The sequence below is a fragment of the Mucilaginibacter glaciei genome, from assembly GCF_014773245.1.
Taxonomy (GTDB): domain Bacteria; phylum Bacteroidota; class Bacteroidia; order Sphingobacteriales; family Sphingobacteriaceae; genus Mucilaginibacter; species Mucilaginibacter glaciei.
Genome location: NZ_JACWMX010000004.1, coordinates 62711 through 79722 on the forward strand (window position 1 = coordinate 62711; position 17012 = coordinate 79722).

The 17012-nt window shown below is 44.2% G+C and carries 9 protein-coding genes; 6 read left to right on the forward strand and 3 right to left on the reverse strand.

Going from position 1 to position 17012, the window contains the following annotated elements; all coding sequences use genetic code 11:
* Window positions 1-6: 6 nt before the first annotated feature.
* A complete protein-coding gene (locus IDJ76_RS10215; RefSeq protein ID WP_191163223.1) occupies window positions 7-3225 on the reverse strand; it encodes a SusC/RagA family TonB-linked outer membrane protein in 3219 nt (1072 codons plus the stop codon).
* Window positions 3226-3410: 185 nt separating this feature from the next.
* Here IDJ76_RS10215 and IDJ76_RS10220 point away from each other — a divergent pair, with 185 nt between their 5' ends.
* The 3 genes from IDJ76_RS10220 (at window position 3411) to IDJ76_RS10230 (ending at window position 8274) form a co-directional block, all read left to right on the forward strand.
* On the forward strand, window positions 3411-3746 hold the full coding sequence (locus IDJ76_RS10220; protein WP_191163224.1) for a PadR family transcriptional regulator: 336 nt from the start codon (window positions 3411-3413) through the stop codon (window positions 3744-3746).
* 23 nt (window positions 3747-3769) lie between these two features.
* Window positions 3770-5461, forward strand: coding sequence for a PspC domain-containing protein (locus IDJ76_RS10225; RefSeq protein ID WP_191163225.1), 1692 nt, complete (start codon window positions 3770-3772; stop codon window positions 5459-5461).
* A gap of 350 nt (window positions 5462-5811) precedes the next feature.
* Window positions 5812-8274 (forward strand): outer membrane beta-barrel family protein, encoded by a 2463-nt coding sequence (locus IDJ76_RS10230; RefSeq protein WP_191163226.1) that lies wholly within the window; start codon window positions 5812-5814, stop codon window positions 8272-8274.
* A gap of 137 nt (window positions 8275-8411) precedes the next feature.
* Here IDJ76_RS10230 and IDJ76_RS10235 read toward each other — a convergent pair whose 3' ends face one another.
* Entirely contained in the window at window positions 8412-10913 is a 2502-nt protein-coding gene (locus IDJ76_RS10235; RefSeq protein ID WP_191163227.1) for a M14 metallopeptidase family protein, read from the reverse strand.
* Window positions 10914-11214: 301 nt separating this feature from the next.
* Between IDJ76_RS10235 and recQ the strand changes: the two genes are divergently transcribed.
* The 3 genes from recQ to IDJ76_RS10250 are packed head-to-tail and all read left to right on the forward strand — an operon-like array spanning window position 11215 to window position 15838.
* Window positions 11215-13371: a DNA helicase RecQ gene (gene recQ / locus IDJ76_RS10240; RefSeq protein WP_191163228.1), complete on the forward strand. Its 2157-nt coding sequence runs from the start codon at window positions 11215-11217 to the stop codon at window positions 13369-13371.
* A 33-nt stretch (window positions 13372-13404) separates the two neighbouring features.
* Window positions 13405-14727, forward strand: coding sequence for a UDP-N-acetylmuramoyl-tripeptide--D-alanyl-D-alanine ligase (locus tag IDJ76_RS10245; protein ID WP_191163229.1), 1323 nt, complete (start codon window positions 13405-13407; stop codon window positions 14725-14727).
* A gap of 10 nt (window positions 14728-14737) precedes the next feature.
* The gene (locus IDJ76_RS10250) at window positions 14738-15838 is read left to right on the forward strand and encodes a TlpA disulfide reductase family protein (protein ID WP_191163230.1); all 1101 of its coding nucleotides are present in this window, start codon (window positions 14738-14740) and stop codon (window positions 15836-15838) included.
* Here the strand turns inward: IDJ76_RS10250 and IDJ76_RS10255 are convergent.
* Entirely contained in the window at window positions 15835-16974 is a 1140-nt protein-coding gene (locus IDJ76_RS10255) for an NAD(P)/FAD-dependent oxidoreductase (protein ID WP_191163231.1), read from the reverse strand. The two genes, IDJ76_RS10250 and IDJ76_RS10255, sit on opposite strands and share 4 nt — an antisense overlap.
* Window positions 16975-17012 lie beyond the last annotated feature (38 nt).

Sequence of the window (17012 nt, forward strand, 5' to 3'; positions counted from 1 at the left end):
TATTAATTAAAATGTAATAGTTATGTTACCACCAAATATACGGGTTGGAGGTATTTGGTTAGTGCTGTTAACACCAAGATCACCATTGCTTGAACTGTTAGCAAACTCAGGATCAACCCAGTTGTTAGTTTTAGGTCTCCACATAAATAAGTTACGGCCGTTAAGAGAGAAAGACGCTCTTTTTACGAAACCTGTTCTTTTGATGAACCTGGTAAGGTCGAAAGCTAAACTTGCTTCACGTATTTTCCAGAATGCACCGCTTGATACGTAAGCAGCGCCTGAAGAATAGAAGGCACCAGCATCCCAGAAATTCAATGCACCATCCTGAACACTTACCGTAGTATTTGGTGTGTAAACAGGGTTTGCAGTAGTACCTGTGTTGATAACAGAGTTAGGGAAGATAAAACGCTGACGATCTGAAGACGTAGAGAATGCAGATACACCCGCAGCTGTAGCAGCTTGTAAGCTCTGGCTAAAGATAACGTTACCGGCACGGTACTCTTCAGTTACATTCAAAGTAATGAATTTATAGCTGATGGTTTGTGTTAAACCTAAAATGTATTTAGGAGTAGTTTGGCCTGCGTAAACCTGGTTAGGGTTTGCAATAGGGTAACCTGTTGTAGCATTAACAATTGCGCGGCCTTGATCGTCACGCATAATGTCATTCACATAAAGCGCGCTGTAAGGTAAGCCAACAGCTGCTTTTGTAGTAGCTATGGTATAACCACCTATCGTAAGTTGTTTGGTATCGCCAAATAATGATAATACTTTTGAATTTTGGATAGAGAAGTTACCGCTCAAGTTAACACCAACACCTGTAGGCGTTTTTTGTACGGCCACAACGTCTAACTTAAACTCGTAACCGGTATTTTGGGTTTCACCAATATTCAGGATAGTATTTGAGTAACCTGTAGTAGGCGACACACTTACCGGTAAGGTTTGGTTTTTAGTGTGCGTATTGTAATAAGTAGCGGCTAAGTTAATGCGGCCATTTAAGAAACCTAAATCGGCACCTACCTCAACCTCACTGGTTAACTCGGGCTTAAGATTAGGGTTATTTAAGGTTGTGCTTTGGCTTAAACCACCTAAGTTACCATAAGGGAAACCACCCGTAGCGTTAAATGTGCTTATCAAACTGTATGGATCAACGTTCACATCACCTACCTGGCTGTAACCACCTCTTAATTTTAAGTAGCTGATGGTGTTATTGCCTTTTAAAGCCTGGATTGCATCTGATAATACTAATGAACCTTTTACTGAAGGGTAGTAAATGGAACGGTTAGCAGCAGAAAGCCTTGAATCGTGGTCGTTACGGATAGTTCCTTCTAAGAACGCCCAATCTTTCCAGTTTAAGGTAAGGTCGGCAAAGTAAGCGACCTGGCGGATCTTACGTGTATCCTGACCAGCATTAACTACACCTAATATGGCGTTAACGTTGTAATAATCAGCGATCAGCAAGTTGTTTGATCCGTTAGTTACCACATTTGCATATTCTTGCCAGATAGTGTTACCTACCAATAAGTTAGCTTTCAACTTATCACCAACAAATGAGTGGTGGAAGTTTACTAACGCGTCTTGCTGGATACGGTTGTAACCTTGAGGGCCACCGTAACCGATGTTTGCAGAACCATCACCAAAGCCTGAGTAGTTAGATACAGTACCCGGGTTTACAGCAGTACCGTAAGAAGCACCTACAGTGCTGTAACCACCTGTTGGATCGCTTAATGCGTAAGCCGAGTAGTTAATTTGCGCACGGGTATTTTGTGACTGGTATGAACCACCATTGTAGCTTAAGCGGTAAGTTGCATCCATCCATTTGGTTGGTGTTAACGTACCTGAAATACTTCCATTCATTACATCAGAACGTCTTTTTAACCTCGAGTTGTTGATACTCCAGTATGGGTTGATACCATAAGAGTTGAAGTAAGTGCTTGGATCAGCAAATGGCTGGGTAGGATCTTTAAAGTTAGTTAATGGCACCCATGATGGTGTATTGTAAATGGTAGATAAGATGTCACCATAGTTACCATAAGTATCCGTGTTGTTTTGTGAGAAGCTGGCAGTTGCATCAGCTCTGAAAATACCGGCAGTTTTAGTACCCGAAACACGTAATTGTGTTTTGTTAAACTTGTCTTTAGGAACAACACCTGTTTGGTCTAAACGAAACGCTGTTAAATTGAAAGAGTTAGCAGCATCGCCGGAAGAATAGCTAAGACTGTGCTGATCGCTGTGGCCTGTTTCGAAGAAACGACGGGCGTAGCTTTGTCCGCTTGGAGACTGGTAAGGGTAAGACTGAATAGTACCATCTTGCAACGGGATACCTAATTGTTGCAAGTGACCGTCATAAGCAGGACCGTAAGACTGATTCTCGAAAGGAGCAGTAGTAGTGATGAAACCTGTAACCGGATCCTGAAAAGGAGCACCCTCGCCACCGTAACCACCAAACTTGCTTTGCAAAGCCGGCATGTAAGAGATTTTCTCTAACTGGTAAGTGTTTGAATAAGTGATTTGAGGAGTACCGGTTGAGCTACCGCGCTTGGTTGTGATAACCAATGCACCGTTAGATGCTTCAGAACCATAAAGCGCTGCTGCACCCGCACCGTTCAAAATGTTTACGCTTTCAATATCATCCGGGTTAATTGTCGAAACCTCATTAGGAGATATCGGCGTACCGTTTAATACTACCAATGCAAAGTTGTTACCAACAATGTGGCGGTTACCACGCAAAGTAAAACGAGTGTCTGGGTTGATACCGTTGTTAACAGTACTTACAACCAAACCCGGTGCTTTTGCAGTTAAACCATTTGTAAAGTTGGTAGGGTGAGCCTCGGTTAATTGTTTAGCGGAAACGTTAGTAGCCGCATAACCTAATTCTTTAGCCTGGCGCTTTACACCTAACGCGCCTGTAACGGTAACCTCGCCAAGCTCTCTTCTTGACGCTTGCAGGGTTACATTAATTACACTGCCGCCAGCACTTACATCTTGTGTGGTGTAGCCAACAAATGACACTGAAAGTGTTTGGCTTGGCGATACGGCAATGGTAAATTTACCTGAAGAGTTTGTTTGGGTACCAATGGTGGTACCTTTTACCTTGACAGTTGCACCGGGGATAGGCAGGCCGTCATCACTGGCCAGTACCGTTCCGGTAACTGTACGACTTTGTGCAGATACCTGTGTTATGCATAACACCAGGAAACACAAACTTACTAGTAGAAGTTTTTTCATGTTTGTTAATAATAAGATCAGTTAATAGTTAATTAATCATAAAAGTAATGTTCCGTTATCATTAAATCAAATGATTTGTGAAAAAAATATGCATTTCATTGAAAATATTTCATTAATCATAAATAATTTAAAAAATATAGTACTATGTATTGCATAATACATTCCAAAACATATATCTTTGTATTATGATTGTCGAAAACACACAAACCCAAATGAGGAAAGGCATACTGGAGTATTGCATCCTTTCTGTTATAGCTAAGGGGGAGATCTACGCTTCAGATATAATTGCCGAACTGAAGAAGGCCCGCTTACTTGTTGTTGAGGGTACATTATACCCGCTCTTAACCCGGTTAAAGAATAATGGACTGCTGGCCTATAATTGGGTAGAGTCTACTTCCGGGCCGCCACGTAAATATTATGTACTCAGCGACGAAGGGCGCAAAGTTTTAGAACAATTGGACGGCACCTGGAACGAACTGTCATTTGCCGTACAAACCGCCATCGGCGACAGAAAAAATTAATCTACCTAAAAACCACCATCATCATGAATAAAACCATCATCATAAATATGAACGGCATCATCTTCCACATAGAAGAAGACGCCTACGAGATACTTAAAGCTTATATGACCGAAGTGAAACGCCACTTCATGAACTCGGCCGATAGCCTGGAAATAACCACGGATATTGAGAACCGCATTGCCGAAATGTTTACCGAAATGTTGCTACACGACGGCAAGCAGGTAATTATAGAGCAGGATGTAAAAGCTGTTGTAGAGCAAATGGGCTCAGTAAAAGATTTTGAACAAGAAGAGGATGGCGCAAGGCCGGCTACTGAACCGCCTTTTAGCTACGGCACCGAAAGCCGCAGACTATTTCGCGACCCGGATGACCACCTGATTGCAGGTGTGTGCTCAGGCATTGCCAGTTATTTTGATTTCAGCCCGGTTTGGGTAAGGCTTCTGTTCGCGTTTTTTGTTGCAATCGGCGGATCGGGCTTTATACTATATGTGATCTTGTGGATAGTTGTGCCTAAAGCAGTTAGCCGTGCCGACCGGATGGCCATGAAGGGCGAAAAGTTAAATTTACAGGGTTTTAAAAACAACTTTGAAGAAGAGTTGAATAGCGTACACGGTAAACTTACCGATTTTAGCCACGAGGCGAGGCCACTCATTTACAAAACCCGAGATTTTGCAGGGGACTTTTTTGGTCACCTGGGTAAGTTTTTGGGTGGAGCTGGTAAAGTTTTTTTCAAGATCATTGCCCTTGCGATATTGGTAGCTTGCTTTGCAGGGATAATCGCGCTTGTTATTACTGTTATCACCGCGTTTGTGTATGGCAACCAAAATATGGGCGTGTATCACATATTCCCTTTTAACATTGTGAACCACCAGGTTAACAACATATTTATTGTGTGCGCCATGTTAATGCTCATATTGCCTTTGCTGGCCATTATACTCGCAATTATCGGTTACGTATTTAAAGGTAACGTCATGAACCGCTCAGCGGGCACGGCAATGCTAATGGTTTGGGTAGTTGCGCTTTGTGTGGTTATCTATTACACGGCCAAAACCAGTGCCGACTTTAAAACCGGCGCAAGCTTTAGCCAAACCATCAATTTAAAACCTGCTGCCGACAGTACTTATTACCTGAAGCTTAACGATATTAAATATCTGACCCGCGAGGATAGCATCCGCCTGAAGGTAACCGAAGATTTTAACGGAAAAGTTATTTTAGACGATGACGAGGACAATAATCAGGATATGCCTGATAAGAACATAGAAATTTATGTGGAGAAGAGTGACGTTTCACAGCCTGTATTGGTCGAGTCGTTCAGTGCGCGTGGCTCTGATTACGAGGACGCTTTGCTTAACGCCCGCGGCACAACCTATCAGTTTGTACAGACCGGCAACATCCTGAAGTTTAACCGCCGGTTAGAGAAACCTGAAAACCGCTTATGGCGTGCTCAGGAATTGCGCCTGATCCTTAAAGTACCCATGAACTACAAAGTGGTTGTTGACGATCATGTAGAACGTTTTGTAAGGGATGTAAGTGTACGGGATTGCAAAAGCATCAATAAAAAGGACGACGCATCATCCGCAACATTCATCATGACCGATAACGGCTTGCAATGTAAGGTAGATACCCTTGTATTACCACCGCTCGCTAACAAAACTAATGTAACAGATACTGTGCTTGTAGATACTGTTATTAAAAGGATTATCAAACGCAACTAAACTTAAACCACATATCAAATTATATAAACCTGCTGTATTTCAGCAGGTTTATATTACCTGTTTGCAACCATCGCATCAGCAGGGAAAATACTGCCCAAATAGCACCCCTTCCATATAAAAATTTAAATTTATCTGTAACCTTTGCCACCCTTTACGCATCTTATAAATAACAAAAGGGTTGCCTGCAGCATTAAAAGGCACTTCATCTAAACTATCTGCTTATGCGTAAATTCATTTCTATCTAAACATTCACCGGGCGCTTAATACCGCTATTACTAAACACAATTTACCGGTTTTTAAAAAATTGAAGGGTAACCTTCCCGGGATTCCTATTGCCTAAACTTTTTATCATGAACACACTTATCACAAAAACATATCAACTCTTATTACTACTGTTAACCTTAATTACAGTATCAACATATGCACAAGCGCCAAAAACCGGCAACACTATAGTAACCGGCTCGCTGCAAACAGAACAAGGCAAACCGCTTGATTATGCCACCGTTACTTTACTCCGGGCAAAAGACTCATCGGTAGTTAAAGGTACTTTAAGTAATGATGCGGGTAAATATACTTTAGACCATATTGCTGCTGGTACCTATATTATTGCCGCCACCAATATGGGTTACGTTAAAAGCTGCAGCCCTACCTTTGAGGTAACAGGCACACAAACTAATGTGCTTGTACCCGTTATAAAAATGGCAGCCGGTAGCCGTACCCTGCAAACAGTTACCATCACCTCATCAAAACCGCTGATAGAACGCAAGCTTGACCGTACGGTAATGAACATAGAGAACAGCGTTTTGGCGGCAGGAAACTCGGCCATGGAAATTCTGGAGCGCGCGCCGGGTGTAACTATCGATAAAGACGACAACATCAGCCTGAAAGGGAAACAGGGTGTTACCGTAATGATCAATGATAAGCTTACCTACATGTCGGCTTCGCAACTAGCTACCATGCTGAAATCTACCGACGGGTCGACTATCCAATCTATCGAGATCATTACCAACCCATCTGCTAAGTATGATGCATCGGGCAATTCCGGTATCATCAATATCAAGCTTAAAAAGAATAAAATGAGCGGCACCAATGGCAGCTTAACCGCCAACGCTGCTTATGGTAAAAACTTCAGGGATAACACCAGCCTCACCTTAAACCATAAGCAAGGCAACCTAAACATATTTGGTACCCTGAGCCGCGGCGACCAGACCCGTGAGAACAACATCGATATTGACCGGGTTATAGATAGCGCCGGCAGCAGCACATATTTTAAACAGAACACCAAAATGCTAAACACGGTACATTACAACAATTACCGTGTGGGTGCAGATTACAATACATCTAAGAGCAATACGCTGGGCTTTGTAGTAAACGGCGATTACACCAACGAATACAATAATAATATAAGTACCACCTATTTAGGTAAAACCCCGGCGGCGAACGATTCCTACCAAAAAACCTTTACAGATATGCTGCAAACCTACCGCAACATAGCCTTGAATTTGAACGATAAATGGCAGATAGACACAGCCGGCCAGGAATTAAGCATCGACCTGGATTACTCTAAGTTTAAAAACAACTCTAACGCCAAATACGATACTTACTTTTACCGCCCGGATGGCAGCAGTTTAATGCCTGCATTGTTCCTGCGTAACCAAACCCCGTCAGACATTACGATCTATACCCAAAAGGCAGATTATACGCTCCCGCTATCTAAATCGCTTAAGCTGGAAACCGGCGTTAAGTTTAGTTCTGTTAAAACGGATAACGATTTGCAGGCGCAAATTAACAGCGGCAGCATATTTGTTAATGATCCTACCCGCACTAACCGTTTTATATATGATGAAAAGGTAAGCGCGGGATACATTAACTTGGGCAAAACTTACAAAAGCACGTCTATACAAGCAGGCTTACGCGCCGAGCAAACCACATCTAACGGTAACCTGATCACACAAAACCAGATAGTAATCCGCAGTTATCTTGATTTCTTCCCGAGCTTATTTATCAACCATACTTTGTCTGATAAGCATGAGATTGGCGTGAGCTACAGCCGCCGGATAGACCGGCCGAACTATGACAACCTTAACCCTTTCCGCTTTTACCTGGACCAGTATACTTATGAGCAGGGTAACCCCTTCCTGAAACCGCAATACACCAACTCTTACGAATTAAGCTACACCTATAATAAAACCATCAACGTAACTTTAGGCTATAGCCGCACCACCGATGTGAGTGCCGAAGTACTGCTAACCGATACCTTAACAAAGGCAACCTACCAAACGCGTGTAAATTTGCAAACACAAGACTCTTATAATATCAATATTAACTCGCCTTATACGATAGCTAAATGGTGGACGGGTAATGTTAATATCAATGGCTTTTACAACAGCTTTAAATCTGATTCGCTTTTGGGCAGTACATTAAATAACGGCCAGGCTGCCTTTAACATCCGTACCACACAAACCTTTTTGTTTGGTAAAGGCTATAAGGCAGAAGTGAGTGCCAATTACCAGTCGCCGCAAACGTACAGTATCTTTAAGTTAAGAGAGCAGTATTCTGTAGATGCCGGGGTAAGCCACTCGTTCCTGAACAAGAAATTAAACGTAAAATTTGCGGTAACAGACATTTTTAATACCCGCCGTAACAACCTAAGTACGCGTTTCCAAAGTGTAAACCTGGATATCCGCCAAAAGAACGAAACCCGACTGGGCCGCCTAACCGTCACTTACAACTTTGGGAACAGCAAAATAAAAATGCGCCAGCACCAAACCGGCTCTGACGATGAAAAGGGCCGGGTGAAGAGCGGAGGATAATTTTTGAGGAGAGTCGAGACTTTAAGACGTAAGAACAAGAAAAAACTACAACAAAAGAAAAGCCAGGCACTTGCCGGGCTTTTCTTTTTACAAATGTAGTCTTAAATCCTGCCTCTAAAAGTCTTGCTTATTTTTCACTACTGCCCTACCATAAATACCGCGTTGCTAAACAGCAACTTGCCATTTTCCCAAAAACTGCGGAACAGCGGGTCGTCAGTTAAATAAACAACCTGGCCGCGGCCCATGTTCTGTACACCGAGCAACATGCCGTTGGCTATTTTTTGTTTGGATTTGTACCCGGCAAAACCTGATACATAACTGTCTTTTTTGACTGTACCCACATTCCAGTCGTCGTCGCCCAAAAGCTCATAGATATCATCATTCATTTTAAGCGAGTAATAATAATCGGGCAGGCCGAAGGCTAAAGGGTGCGTATTATCGATACTTAGCTTAAATATTGCGCCGGGTATGGTGCCAGAGATTGCCTCGCGGTCACGGTCGCCGTATTTTTTAACGGTGAATGATTTGTCCTTGGCATCGTCCTTTTTGTCCTTATCCTCTTTACGTTTTAGGAATGAGGTTTTTTTATCGGCTAACAAAGCTACTGCATTATCAATAGCGATAAGCCTGCCTCCATCACGGATCCAGCTTTGCAGTTTCTCTGAAGGGAAATCCAGGTAGCGCCCGTCAGGGAAGATAGCCACATCAAAGTCGGACATTTTTGCCCGGCCCAAATCCTGATAGCGCACCAGCGTAACCGGATATTTCAATTGCTGCTCAAACAAGTGCCACACCTCGCCCATCGCTTCGGAATTAACACCATCACCGGCAACCAACAATACACGCGGTTGTTTAATCAGGTGGATAGCATCCGAACCAATATCGTTGCCCTTATCAACAAAGCCTGATGAGAGCGGCATCAACTCGTGCCCCAATTCATTCGCCGTTTGGATTACTGTCTGGTCAAAATCTGTACGGTCGTTGCTGGTGCGCGCAATTACTAACGACCCGGCCGTGAACTTTTTACCGCCAGCTTCAAATGGCTTATCAGTATAGCGTACCTTAATACCCTTTTTTAATAGCGCCGCTAAAAAGCGCACATCGGCAACAGATTGCCACGCCGATACATAGGCATAAGCGTGGCTGCTGGCTAATGGCTGTGGCTTAACGATGCTCCAACTGCTGTTAGCCGGTTTCAATGACTCTTTTAAACCATAAGCCTTTAACCCATAGGCATAGGGCAAGGCCCAGGCGGTAATATCGTATGTGGCAGAATCGGGAATGAAGGTTTTGGGCTCCATCAGTACATGCAGTAATACCGATTTTGGCTGGTAGGCGTTGATCACCAGGTCATTCGGGCCTACGTTATATGCTTCTGTCTTCCCATTAAAGTAATTATAGCCCGTTACCGATTTGTTAGCTAAACCAAATCCGTATTGGATACCATTACGGCCCAGCATTTTTGCCAGCATATCGGTTTTCTCGTTATTGTCGTTTTTGATCACGTAAGTTTTGTATTCGCCTGGCGGGTTGGTACGGCTGTTATCATAAAACTTTTTGAACTCGGTTTTTAGCTTTTCCGCATTCTCAGAAGCCGTTTCAATAGTGCTGATGCCGGTAGAGTGGTGGTGTGCTACCCGTTGCACCAAGGTTAAAGTATCGCCGTTGCGGGTTACCACTGCCAACCCACCGCTGATACCGCCCTGCTCATAGGTCATGCCTATAGACCCATTATACAGCGGATAGGTATCACCGTATGATGGATACAACAGGTCAAACTCCTGCTTGGTAAAATACATCCAACCGTTCTTGTCAAAGTCTTTCGCGTTGTTTTTACCAATGGTCACCTGGAAATCGCGCTGCCATTGTGTAATGTCTTTATGGTAAGGCTCGGCAGCAGGTGCAAAATAGTAGGGCGCGTTAATGCCCTGCTCGTGAAAATCTACATGGATCTGCGGCAGCCATTGATTAAAAAGGCCAACACGTGCCTGCGTTTCTTTTTGTGATTGCCATGCCCAGTCGCGGTTCAGGTCAAAGTAATAGTGGTTTACGCGGCCACCCGGCCAGGGTTCGGCATGCTCGCGCGATGCCAGGTATAGATCGGGTGTTAATCCTTTAACCGAGTTGTAAAAGTTAACGTAGCGGTCGCGGCCGTCGGGGTTCAAACAGGGGTCTATCACAACCAGCGTGTTCTTTAACCAGGCTTTGGTACGGGTGTTAGCCGGGTCGACTAAATCAAACAACACCCACATCGCGGCCTCGCTCGATGCCGGTTCGTTACCATGAACGTTATAGCTTAACCACGTAATTTCAGGTGCGTTGGCTAACGGCGCGCCGCTTTCCATACCTGCCAGGCGCATGTTATTATGGCGGATCTCTTCTAAACGGCCAATGTTCTCGTCAGATCCGATGAACATTGCCAACAGTGGCCTGCCTTCATTGGTAGTACCAAATTGCTGTAGTTTGGTGTTCCGGGCTGCACCGGCTATATATTTAAAATAATCAACAATGCGGTGGTGCGGGGTGTATTGCTCGCCCAATTTATAGCCCAAAAACTGCTCGGGCGACTGGATGCTTTGCGCAAAGCCTGTCGAAACAAAAAGTGATATAAGAAAAACGGCAAGTAGCTTTTTTATCATTGAATAAGAGGTTAGCGGGTATCAAAGGCTAATATGCAGATTTTTTTTGGATGCATGCGTTGACCCGGAATAGATTTTTGAAAGCGTGGACATGCGGATAACATAGCTGCGTACGCTGTTAAAAGTGCATTTTGGGTTTACAAAGGTTTACATGTTTTTGAAGAAAAATCATTTAAACAAATGACAATCAGTTACTTGCAAAAACAGTGGGTTTACACAAAAATTGTGTTATTGCTGATATCAAATAGTTGCCTTAACGCGCAACTCATTTCTTCATTATTTGTAATTTGCACACCTATCCATGACACCACTACAGGCACTCCAAAAATATTTCGGTTACAGTAATTTCAGGCACACGCAGGAAGCCATTATCCAGCGGGTGTTGGATAAGAAAGATGTAATGGTGCTGATGCCAACAGGCGGCGGTAAATCATTATGTTACCAGTTGCCGGCTGTGCTGCTGAACGGTTTAACTGTGGTGATCTCGCCATTGATCGCTTTGATGAAGGACCAGGTAGACAGCCTGAACCTGAGCGGCATCCCGGCGGCCTTTTTAAATTCGAGCCAAAATCCCGAGGAGCAAAAGGACATTGCCCTTCAATTACAAAACAACCAGTTGCGTTTGCTTTACATTGCCCCCGAGCGCCTTTTGGGTAAGGACGACAGGCTGATGACCTTTTTACGCACCCTCAACATTGTGCAGATAGCGATTGACGAGGCGCACTGCATCTCGCAATGGGGGCACGATTTCAGGCCCGAGTACCTGATGCTGGCCGGGTTAAAAACACAATTCCCCGGTGTGCCGGTCATCGCGCTTACAGCTACTGCCGATAAACTGACGCAGAAGGACATTTTAGAGAAATTGAATCTGCAAGAACCGGCAGTTTTCATTTCTTCCTTTAACCGTGAGAATATTACGTACCGGGTGCATCCCAAAAAGAAAAGCTTTGAACAGCTGCTTCATTTTTTGAAAGACCGCAAAGACGATTCGGGTATCATCTACTGCCTGTCGCGCAAATCGACAGAAGCCCTGGCCGATGACCTGAAAGATGCCGGTTACGCTGCCGAAGCATACCACGCAGGTTTGAGCAATGAGGTAAAGGCCCGCAACCAGGAAGCCTTTTTGAAAGATGATGTGAAGATCATGGTGGCCACCATCGCTTTCGGTATGGGGATCAATAAATCAAACGTGCGCTATGTAGTGCATGTCGACCTGCCCAAAAACATTGAGGGTTACTACCAGGAAACCGGTCGTGCAGGCCGGGATGGCCTGGCAAGCGATGCCCTGCTGCTCTACTCGCCCGGCGACGCCATGAAACTGAAAGGCTTTGCTATGGTAGAGAATAATGCAGAGCAAAGTGCCATTATGCTGAAAAAGCTGGACGATATGGTAGATTATTGCCAGTTGCATGCCTGCCGCCGCCAATACCTGATGCACTATTTCGACGAGCCCTTCCCTGATAATTGCGGATCATGCGATTACTGCCTGAGCGAGTTTGTGAAATTCGACGGTACACTTATCGCACAAAAGGCTTTATCGGCAGTATCACGCTTAAGAGAACGTTTCGGCAGTGCCTATGTGATCGATTTTCTGCGCGGGTCTAAACGCGAAAAGATCTGGGGCGAACACAAACTGCTTAAAACTTACGGTGCCGGGGCAGAAGTAAGCCGCGCCGACTGGATGCGCTACATCCGCGAGCTGATGGCTTTGGGTTATTTAAAATTAAGCGACGATGGTTATTCGGCCCTCAAATTAACCAGTAAAAGCGAAGCGGTTTTAAAAGGTTTAGAAAAGGTTGAACTAATCGCTTCACAATCTGTAGAAGAAAAAGATCAGCAGGAACTGGCTTTTGATGCCGGTTTGATGGACCTTTTACGCAAGCAACGACAAGATATCGCCGTTGGCGAAAATCTGCCTGCTTACATCATCTTATCGGATGCTACCCTTTTGGAGATAGCCACTTACCTGCCGCAAAACATGGATGAGTTGAGGCTGATCTCGGGTTTTGGTGATGTTAAACTGGCCCGGTACGGGCGCGAGTTCTTAAAAACCATTAACGGTTACAGCACACAAAACGGGCTGGCATCTAAAATTAGTCAAAAGTCTAAAAAACGAACTACCACCACGAAAAAAACGGCGCGTACCTCAGATACCTCCGGTGTTACCTATAGCCTCTACAAAGCCGGTAAAACGGTTGCCCAGATTGCGCAGGAAAGGGGCCTGTCGCCCACTACTATCGAGGGCCACTTGAGTAATTTTGTAGAAACCGGCGAACTGGATGTATCTGAATTTGTGGTGAAAGAAAAGATCCCTGCAATTAAGGACGCTGTTGAAAGCTACGGCAGTGAGCGCTTATCGCCTCTGAAAGAAATTTTAGGAGAGAATTACAGCTACGGCGAAATTAAAGCCGTAATTGCCTGGATGAATTACAAACAGAAAGTTAATATTGAAAGCTAAAAGCTATTATATTTAAAGCCTTAAGTTTACACCATGACCACTACCGAACAACTTTACCAGCTATACCTGCAGCACCCTGTTATCAGTACGGATACCCGTAAGATAGCCGTGGGGAGCCTGTTCTTTGCATTAAAGGGCGATAAGTTCGACGCCAATACCTTTGCACAAAAAGCGGTAGAAGCGGGCGCATTCTATGCGGTGATAGATAATCCTGAATTTGCTACCGGCGATAAATTTTTGCTGGTTGATGATGTGCTGACAGCGCTGCAAGATCTTGCACGTTATCACCGCAGTAAATTAACCATCCCGGTTATTGGCCTTACAGGTTCTAACGGAAAAACCACCACCAAGGAACTGATTAACGCAGTGTTATCGCAGCGGTTTAAGACGCTGGCCACACAGGGCAACCTGAATAACCACATTGGCGTGCCCTTAACGATCCTGTCTATCAATAACACGCATCAAATGGCGGTAATAGAGATGGGGGCCAATCATCAGAAAGAAATTGAACTGCTTTGCAGCATTGCGCAGCCCAGCCACGGTTTGATTACCAATGTGGGTAAGGCACATTTAGAAGGTTTCGGCGGTGTAGAGGGGGTTAAAAAAGGCAAAGGCGAATTGTATGATTATTTAGCACAGACCAAAGGCGTCCTATTCATAAATACTGACAGTCCCGATTTAATTAAAATGCAACAGGAGAGGGGCTTGGGCGCTTATGATTACGGTGTAAGGGAAGATATTAATTACGTTTATGGCGACCTTACGAGCAACGCTCCTTATCTCTCTTTATGGTGGGGATGGAAAAACAAGGCAAGACAAAACATAAAAACGAACTTAACAGGAATATATAATCTGCATAATATATTGGCTGCTATAAGCATCGGTTGCTTTTTCGGTCTAAATTCTGAAGAGATTAACAGCGGCGTCGAAAGTTATCAACCCAAAAACAGCCGCTCGCAAATTATGCAAACGGCCACCAATACGCTCATTTGCGATTTTTACAACGCCAACCCCAGCAGCATGTTTGTAGCTATCGATAATATGGACAAACTACAGGCTGATCGCAAAATATTGATACTGGGTGACATGTTTGAAATGGGTGACGATGCCGCGATTGAACATACCGCCGTGATTGAGAAGGCCTTAGCTGCACAGGTAAATGAATGTATATTCATTGGTAAGGAATTTGCCAGCCAGCAAACCGAAGTGGCTAATACCAATTTGATCAACACCACCTTTTATCTATCCGCAGAAGATGCCATTACCGGGTTAAAAACAGACCGCGTCACAAACGCCACGGTGTTAATCAAAGGTTCGCGCGGTATGGCGTTGGAACGGTTGGTTGAATTATTTTGAAACTTATCTTATGAAACACAGACTTTTACTTATAGTTAGTTTCGCCATTCTGATTTCCGCATGCGGGCAGAAAAATAACAACGTCACCATCGCGGGAAAAGTTACGGGTTTTAAGGATGGCACTGTGCTTTATCTCGAAGATGTTTCAGGCGAAGATATTAAGATCATTGATTCGGCCCGCATTACTAATAATGCGTTTAGCTTTAGCGATACGCTAAGTAGTCCTGTACTTAACGCCCGTATCCGCACAGCAGATGGTAGCGATTACCGTTTCTTTTATATGGAAAAAGCGTCAATGACCTTTACTGCCAAAAAGGGTAAGTTTAGACAAGCTATAATTACTGGCTCCAAAACCCAGGATGATGATAATCAACTGGCTGAAATAACATCACCTTTTGATCTAAAAGCAGACAGTCTTAATAAACTATACACCAAAAACACATCAAAGGCCGAAGCGGCAAAGATCAGCGGTCAACAAAATGAAGTGAGGAATCAAGAGATCGCAAAAACTGCCGATTTTATACTGGCGCATCCGGCATCATTTGTAAGTGTCCATAACTTAAATGTTTACGGATCATCAATGGGTAAAACAAAAACACAAAAGCTTTATGATGCGCTATCGACAGAAATGAAACAAACGGCTATGGGCAAGGGCGTTGCTGAATATTTAAAATATAACAAAGACCTAAATATTGGCGATATATATGCTGATTTTACGCAACCCGATTCGTCAGGCAGAAACATCTCGATTTCCAATTATGCTGGCAAAGTTATACTGATTGATTTTTGGGCATCATGGTGCGGCCCGTGCCGGGCCGAAAACCCCGAAGCAGTCAAATCTTACCAAAAATATCATGATAAAGGCTTTGAGATCGTAGGCGTATCTATTGACCGAGCATCAGAAAAGGCAGACTGGATAGCGGCTATTAAAAAAGACAAATTAACTTGGCCAAACGTGAGCGAACTAAACGGCGACCGAAACACCGCAGCACTGATGTATGGCATCAACGGGATCCCGGATAACTTTCTGATCAATAAGGCGGGTGTGATTATCGCACGCAACTTACGCGGCCAGGCGCTACGTGATAAATTGAAGGAATTGTTAGATTAACTATCCAACGCCAGCTCCGCCACTTCTTCGCCAACCAAACTGCCCATGGCAACACCCATGCCGTTGCAGCGCACGGCGCAAAATACGTTGGACTCCACTTGTTTAACAATTGGGCTCATTTCTTCGCCAAAACCCATAATACCGCTCCACCAGTAATCTATCTCTGCATTCTGGCCGGGTAGGATCACCTTATGGAGAAAATCTGTTAGCTTTTGCTTTACCAGGTCGGTATGGCCAAACTCGCAGGTTTCCTCTGCTTTAAAATCAAGGTTACGGCCACCGCCAAATAATACGCGGCCATCAATGTTTCTAAAATAATAGTAGCCTTCGTTAAAATGATAGGTGCCTTTAAGTTTTAGCCCGGCAATAGGCTTCGTAATAAGCACCTGCCCGCGGCCAGGCTTCACATCCAGTTGCGGGTATAACTGACCGGCGAAGGCATTGGTTGCCAGGATCACCTTACCTGTTTTGAACACCCCTTGTAATGTATTTACCTGCACCCCATTATCGTGCTGACCGATACTTGTGACCGCGCAATTATTTAAAACCATCACGCCCAGATCATAAACTTTGTAAAGTAAGGCCCGCATCATTTTTCCGGTATCTATCTGGCCTTCAAAGGCATTGTAAAGCATTCGGGAAACGCCCTTAAATCCAAACCCTGCAATTTTAGCATCCGCTACTGAATAAATGTCATGCCCGCCAACCGCAGGTTTTAACAGATCATTTAAGTATGCTATCTGATTTATCGCGTCTGCAGCCACTACTGCTTCATCTTCCGTAAAAAGCTCGTAGCCGCCGTGTTGATGATAGTCGATATTGGCGTCGCCTAAGTTTTCCCTTAACCGTTGCAAGCCACGCCATTTGTAATTAACCAGTTTTGCAACTTCATTAGCTGGCGTATGTTTTAAAGCGGCCAACTGTTCAGACATCGTTCCGAAACAGGCAAAACCTGCGTTTTTGGTGCTGGCGCCTGTGGGTAAAAAGCCCCGCTCTAATACTAAAACTTTTAATTTAGGGTCGCTTTTTTTTAAATGCAGGGCGGCGCTGAGGCCAACAATGCCACTGCCGATGATGATGACATCGGCACCGTCGATAAATGCAGTGCGCTCCCAATATGAATAAGTTTGTTCCAAACTCAAATGTAAATTAAAAGCGCATCACTGCCATTTAC

What these genes read in the sequence shown, in the direction of transcription:
- IDJ76_RS10245 (WP_191163229.1), top strand. Translation starts at nt 13,405, where the DNA reads ATGACCACTACCGAACAACTTTACCAGCTATACCTGCAGCACCCTGTT.
- IDJ76_RS10235 (WP_191163227.1), bottom strand. Translation starts at nt 10,913, where the DNA reads ATGATAAAAAAGCTACTTGCCGTTTTTCTTATATCACTTTTTGTTTCG.
- IDJ76_RS10230 (WP_191163226.1), top strand. Translation starts at nt 5,812, where the DNA reads ATGAACACACTTATCACAAAAACATATCAACTCTTATTACTACTGTTA.
- IDJ76_RS10225 (WP_191163225.1), top strand. Translation starts at nt 3,770, where the DNA reads ATGAATAAAACCATCATCATAAATATGAACGGCATCATCTTCCACATA.
- IDJ76_RS10220 (WP_191163224.1), top strand. Translation starts at nt 3,411, where the DNA reads ATGATTGTCGAAAACACACAAACCCAAATGAGGAAAGGCATACTGGAG.
- IDJ76_RS10250 (WP_191163230.1), top strand. Translation starts at nt 14,738, where the DNA reads ATGAAACACAGACTTTTACTTATAGTTAGTTTCGCCATTCTGATTTCC.
- recQ (WP_191163228.1), top strand. Translation starts at nt 11,215, where the DNA reads ATGACACCACTACAGGCACTCCAAAAATATTTCGGTTACAGTAATTTC.
- IDJ76_RS10215 (WP_191163223.1), bottom strand. Translation starts at nt 3,225, where the DNA reads ATGAAAAAACTTCTACTAGTAAGTTTGTGTTTCCTGGTGTTATGCATA.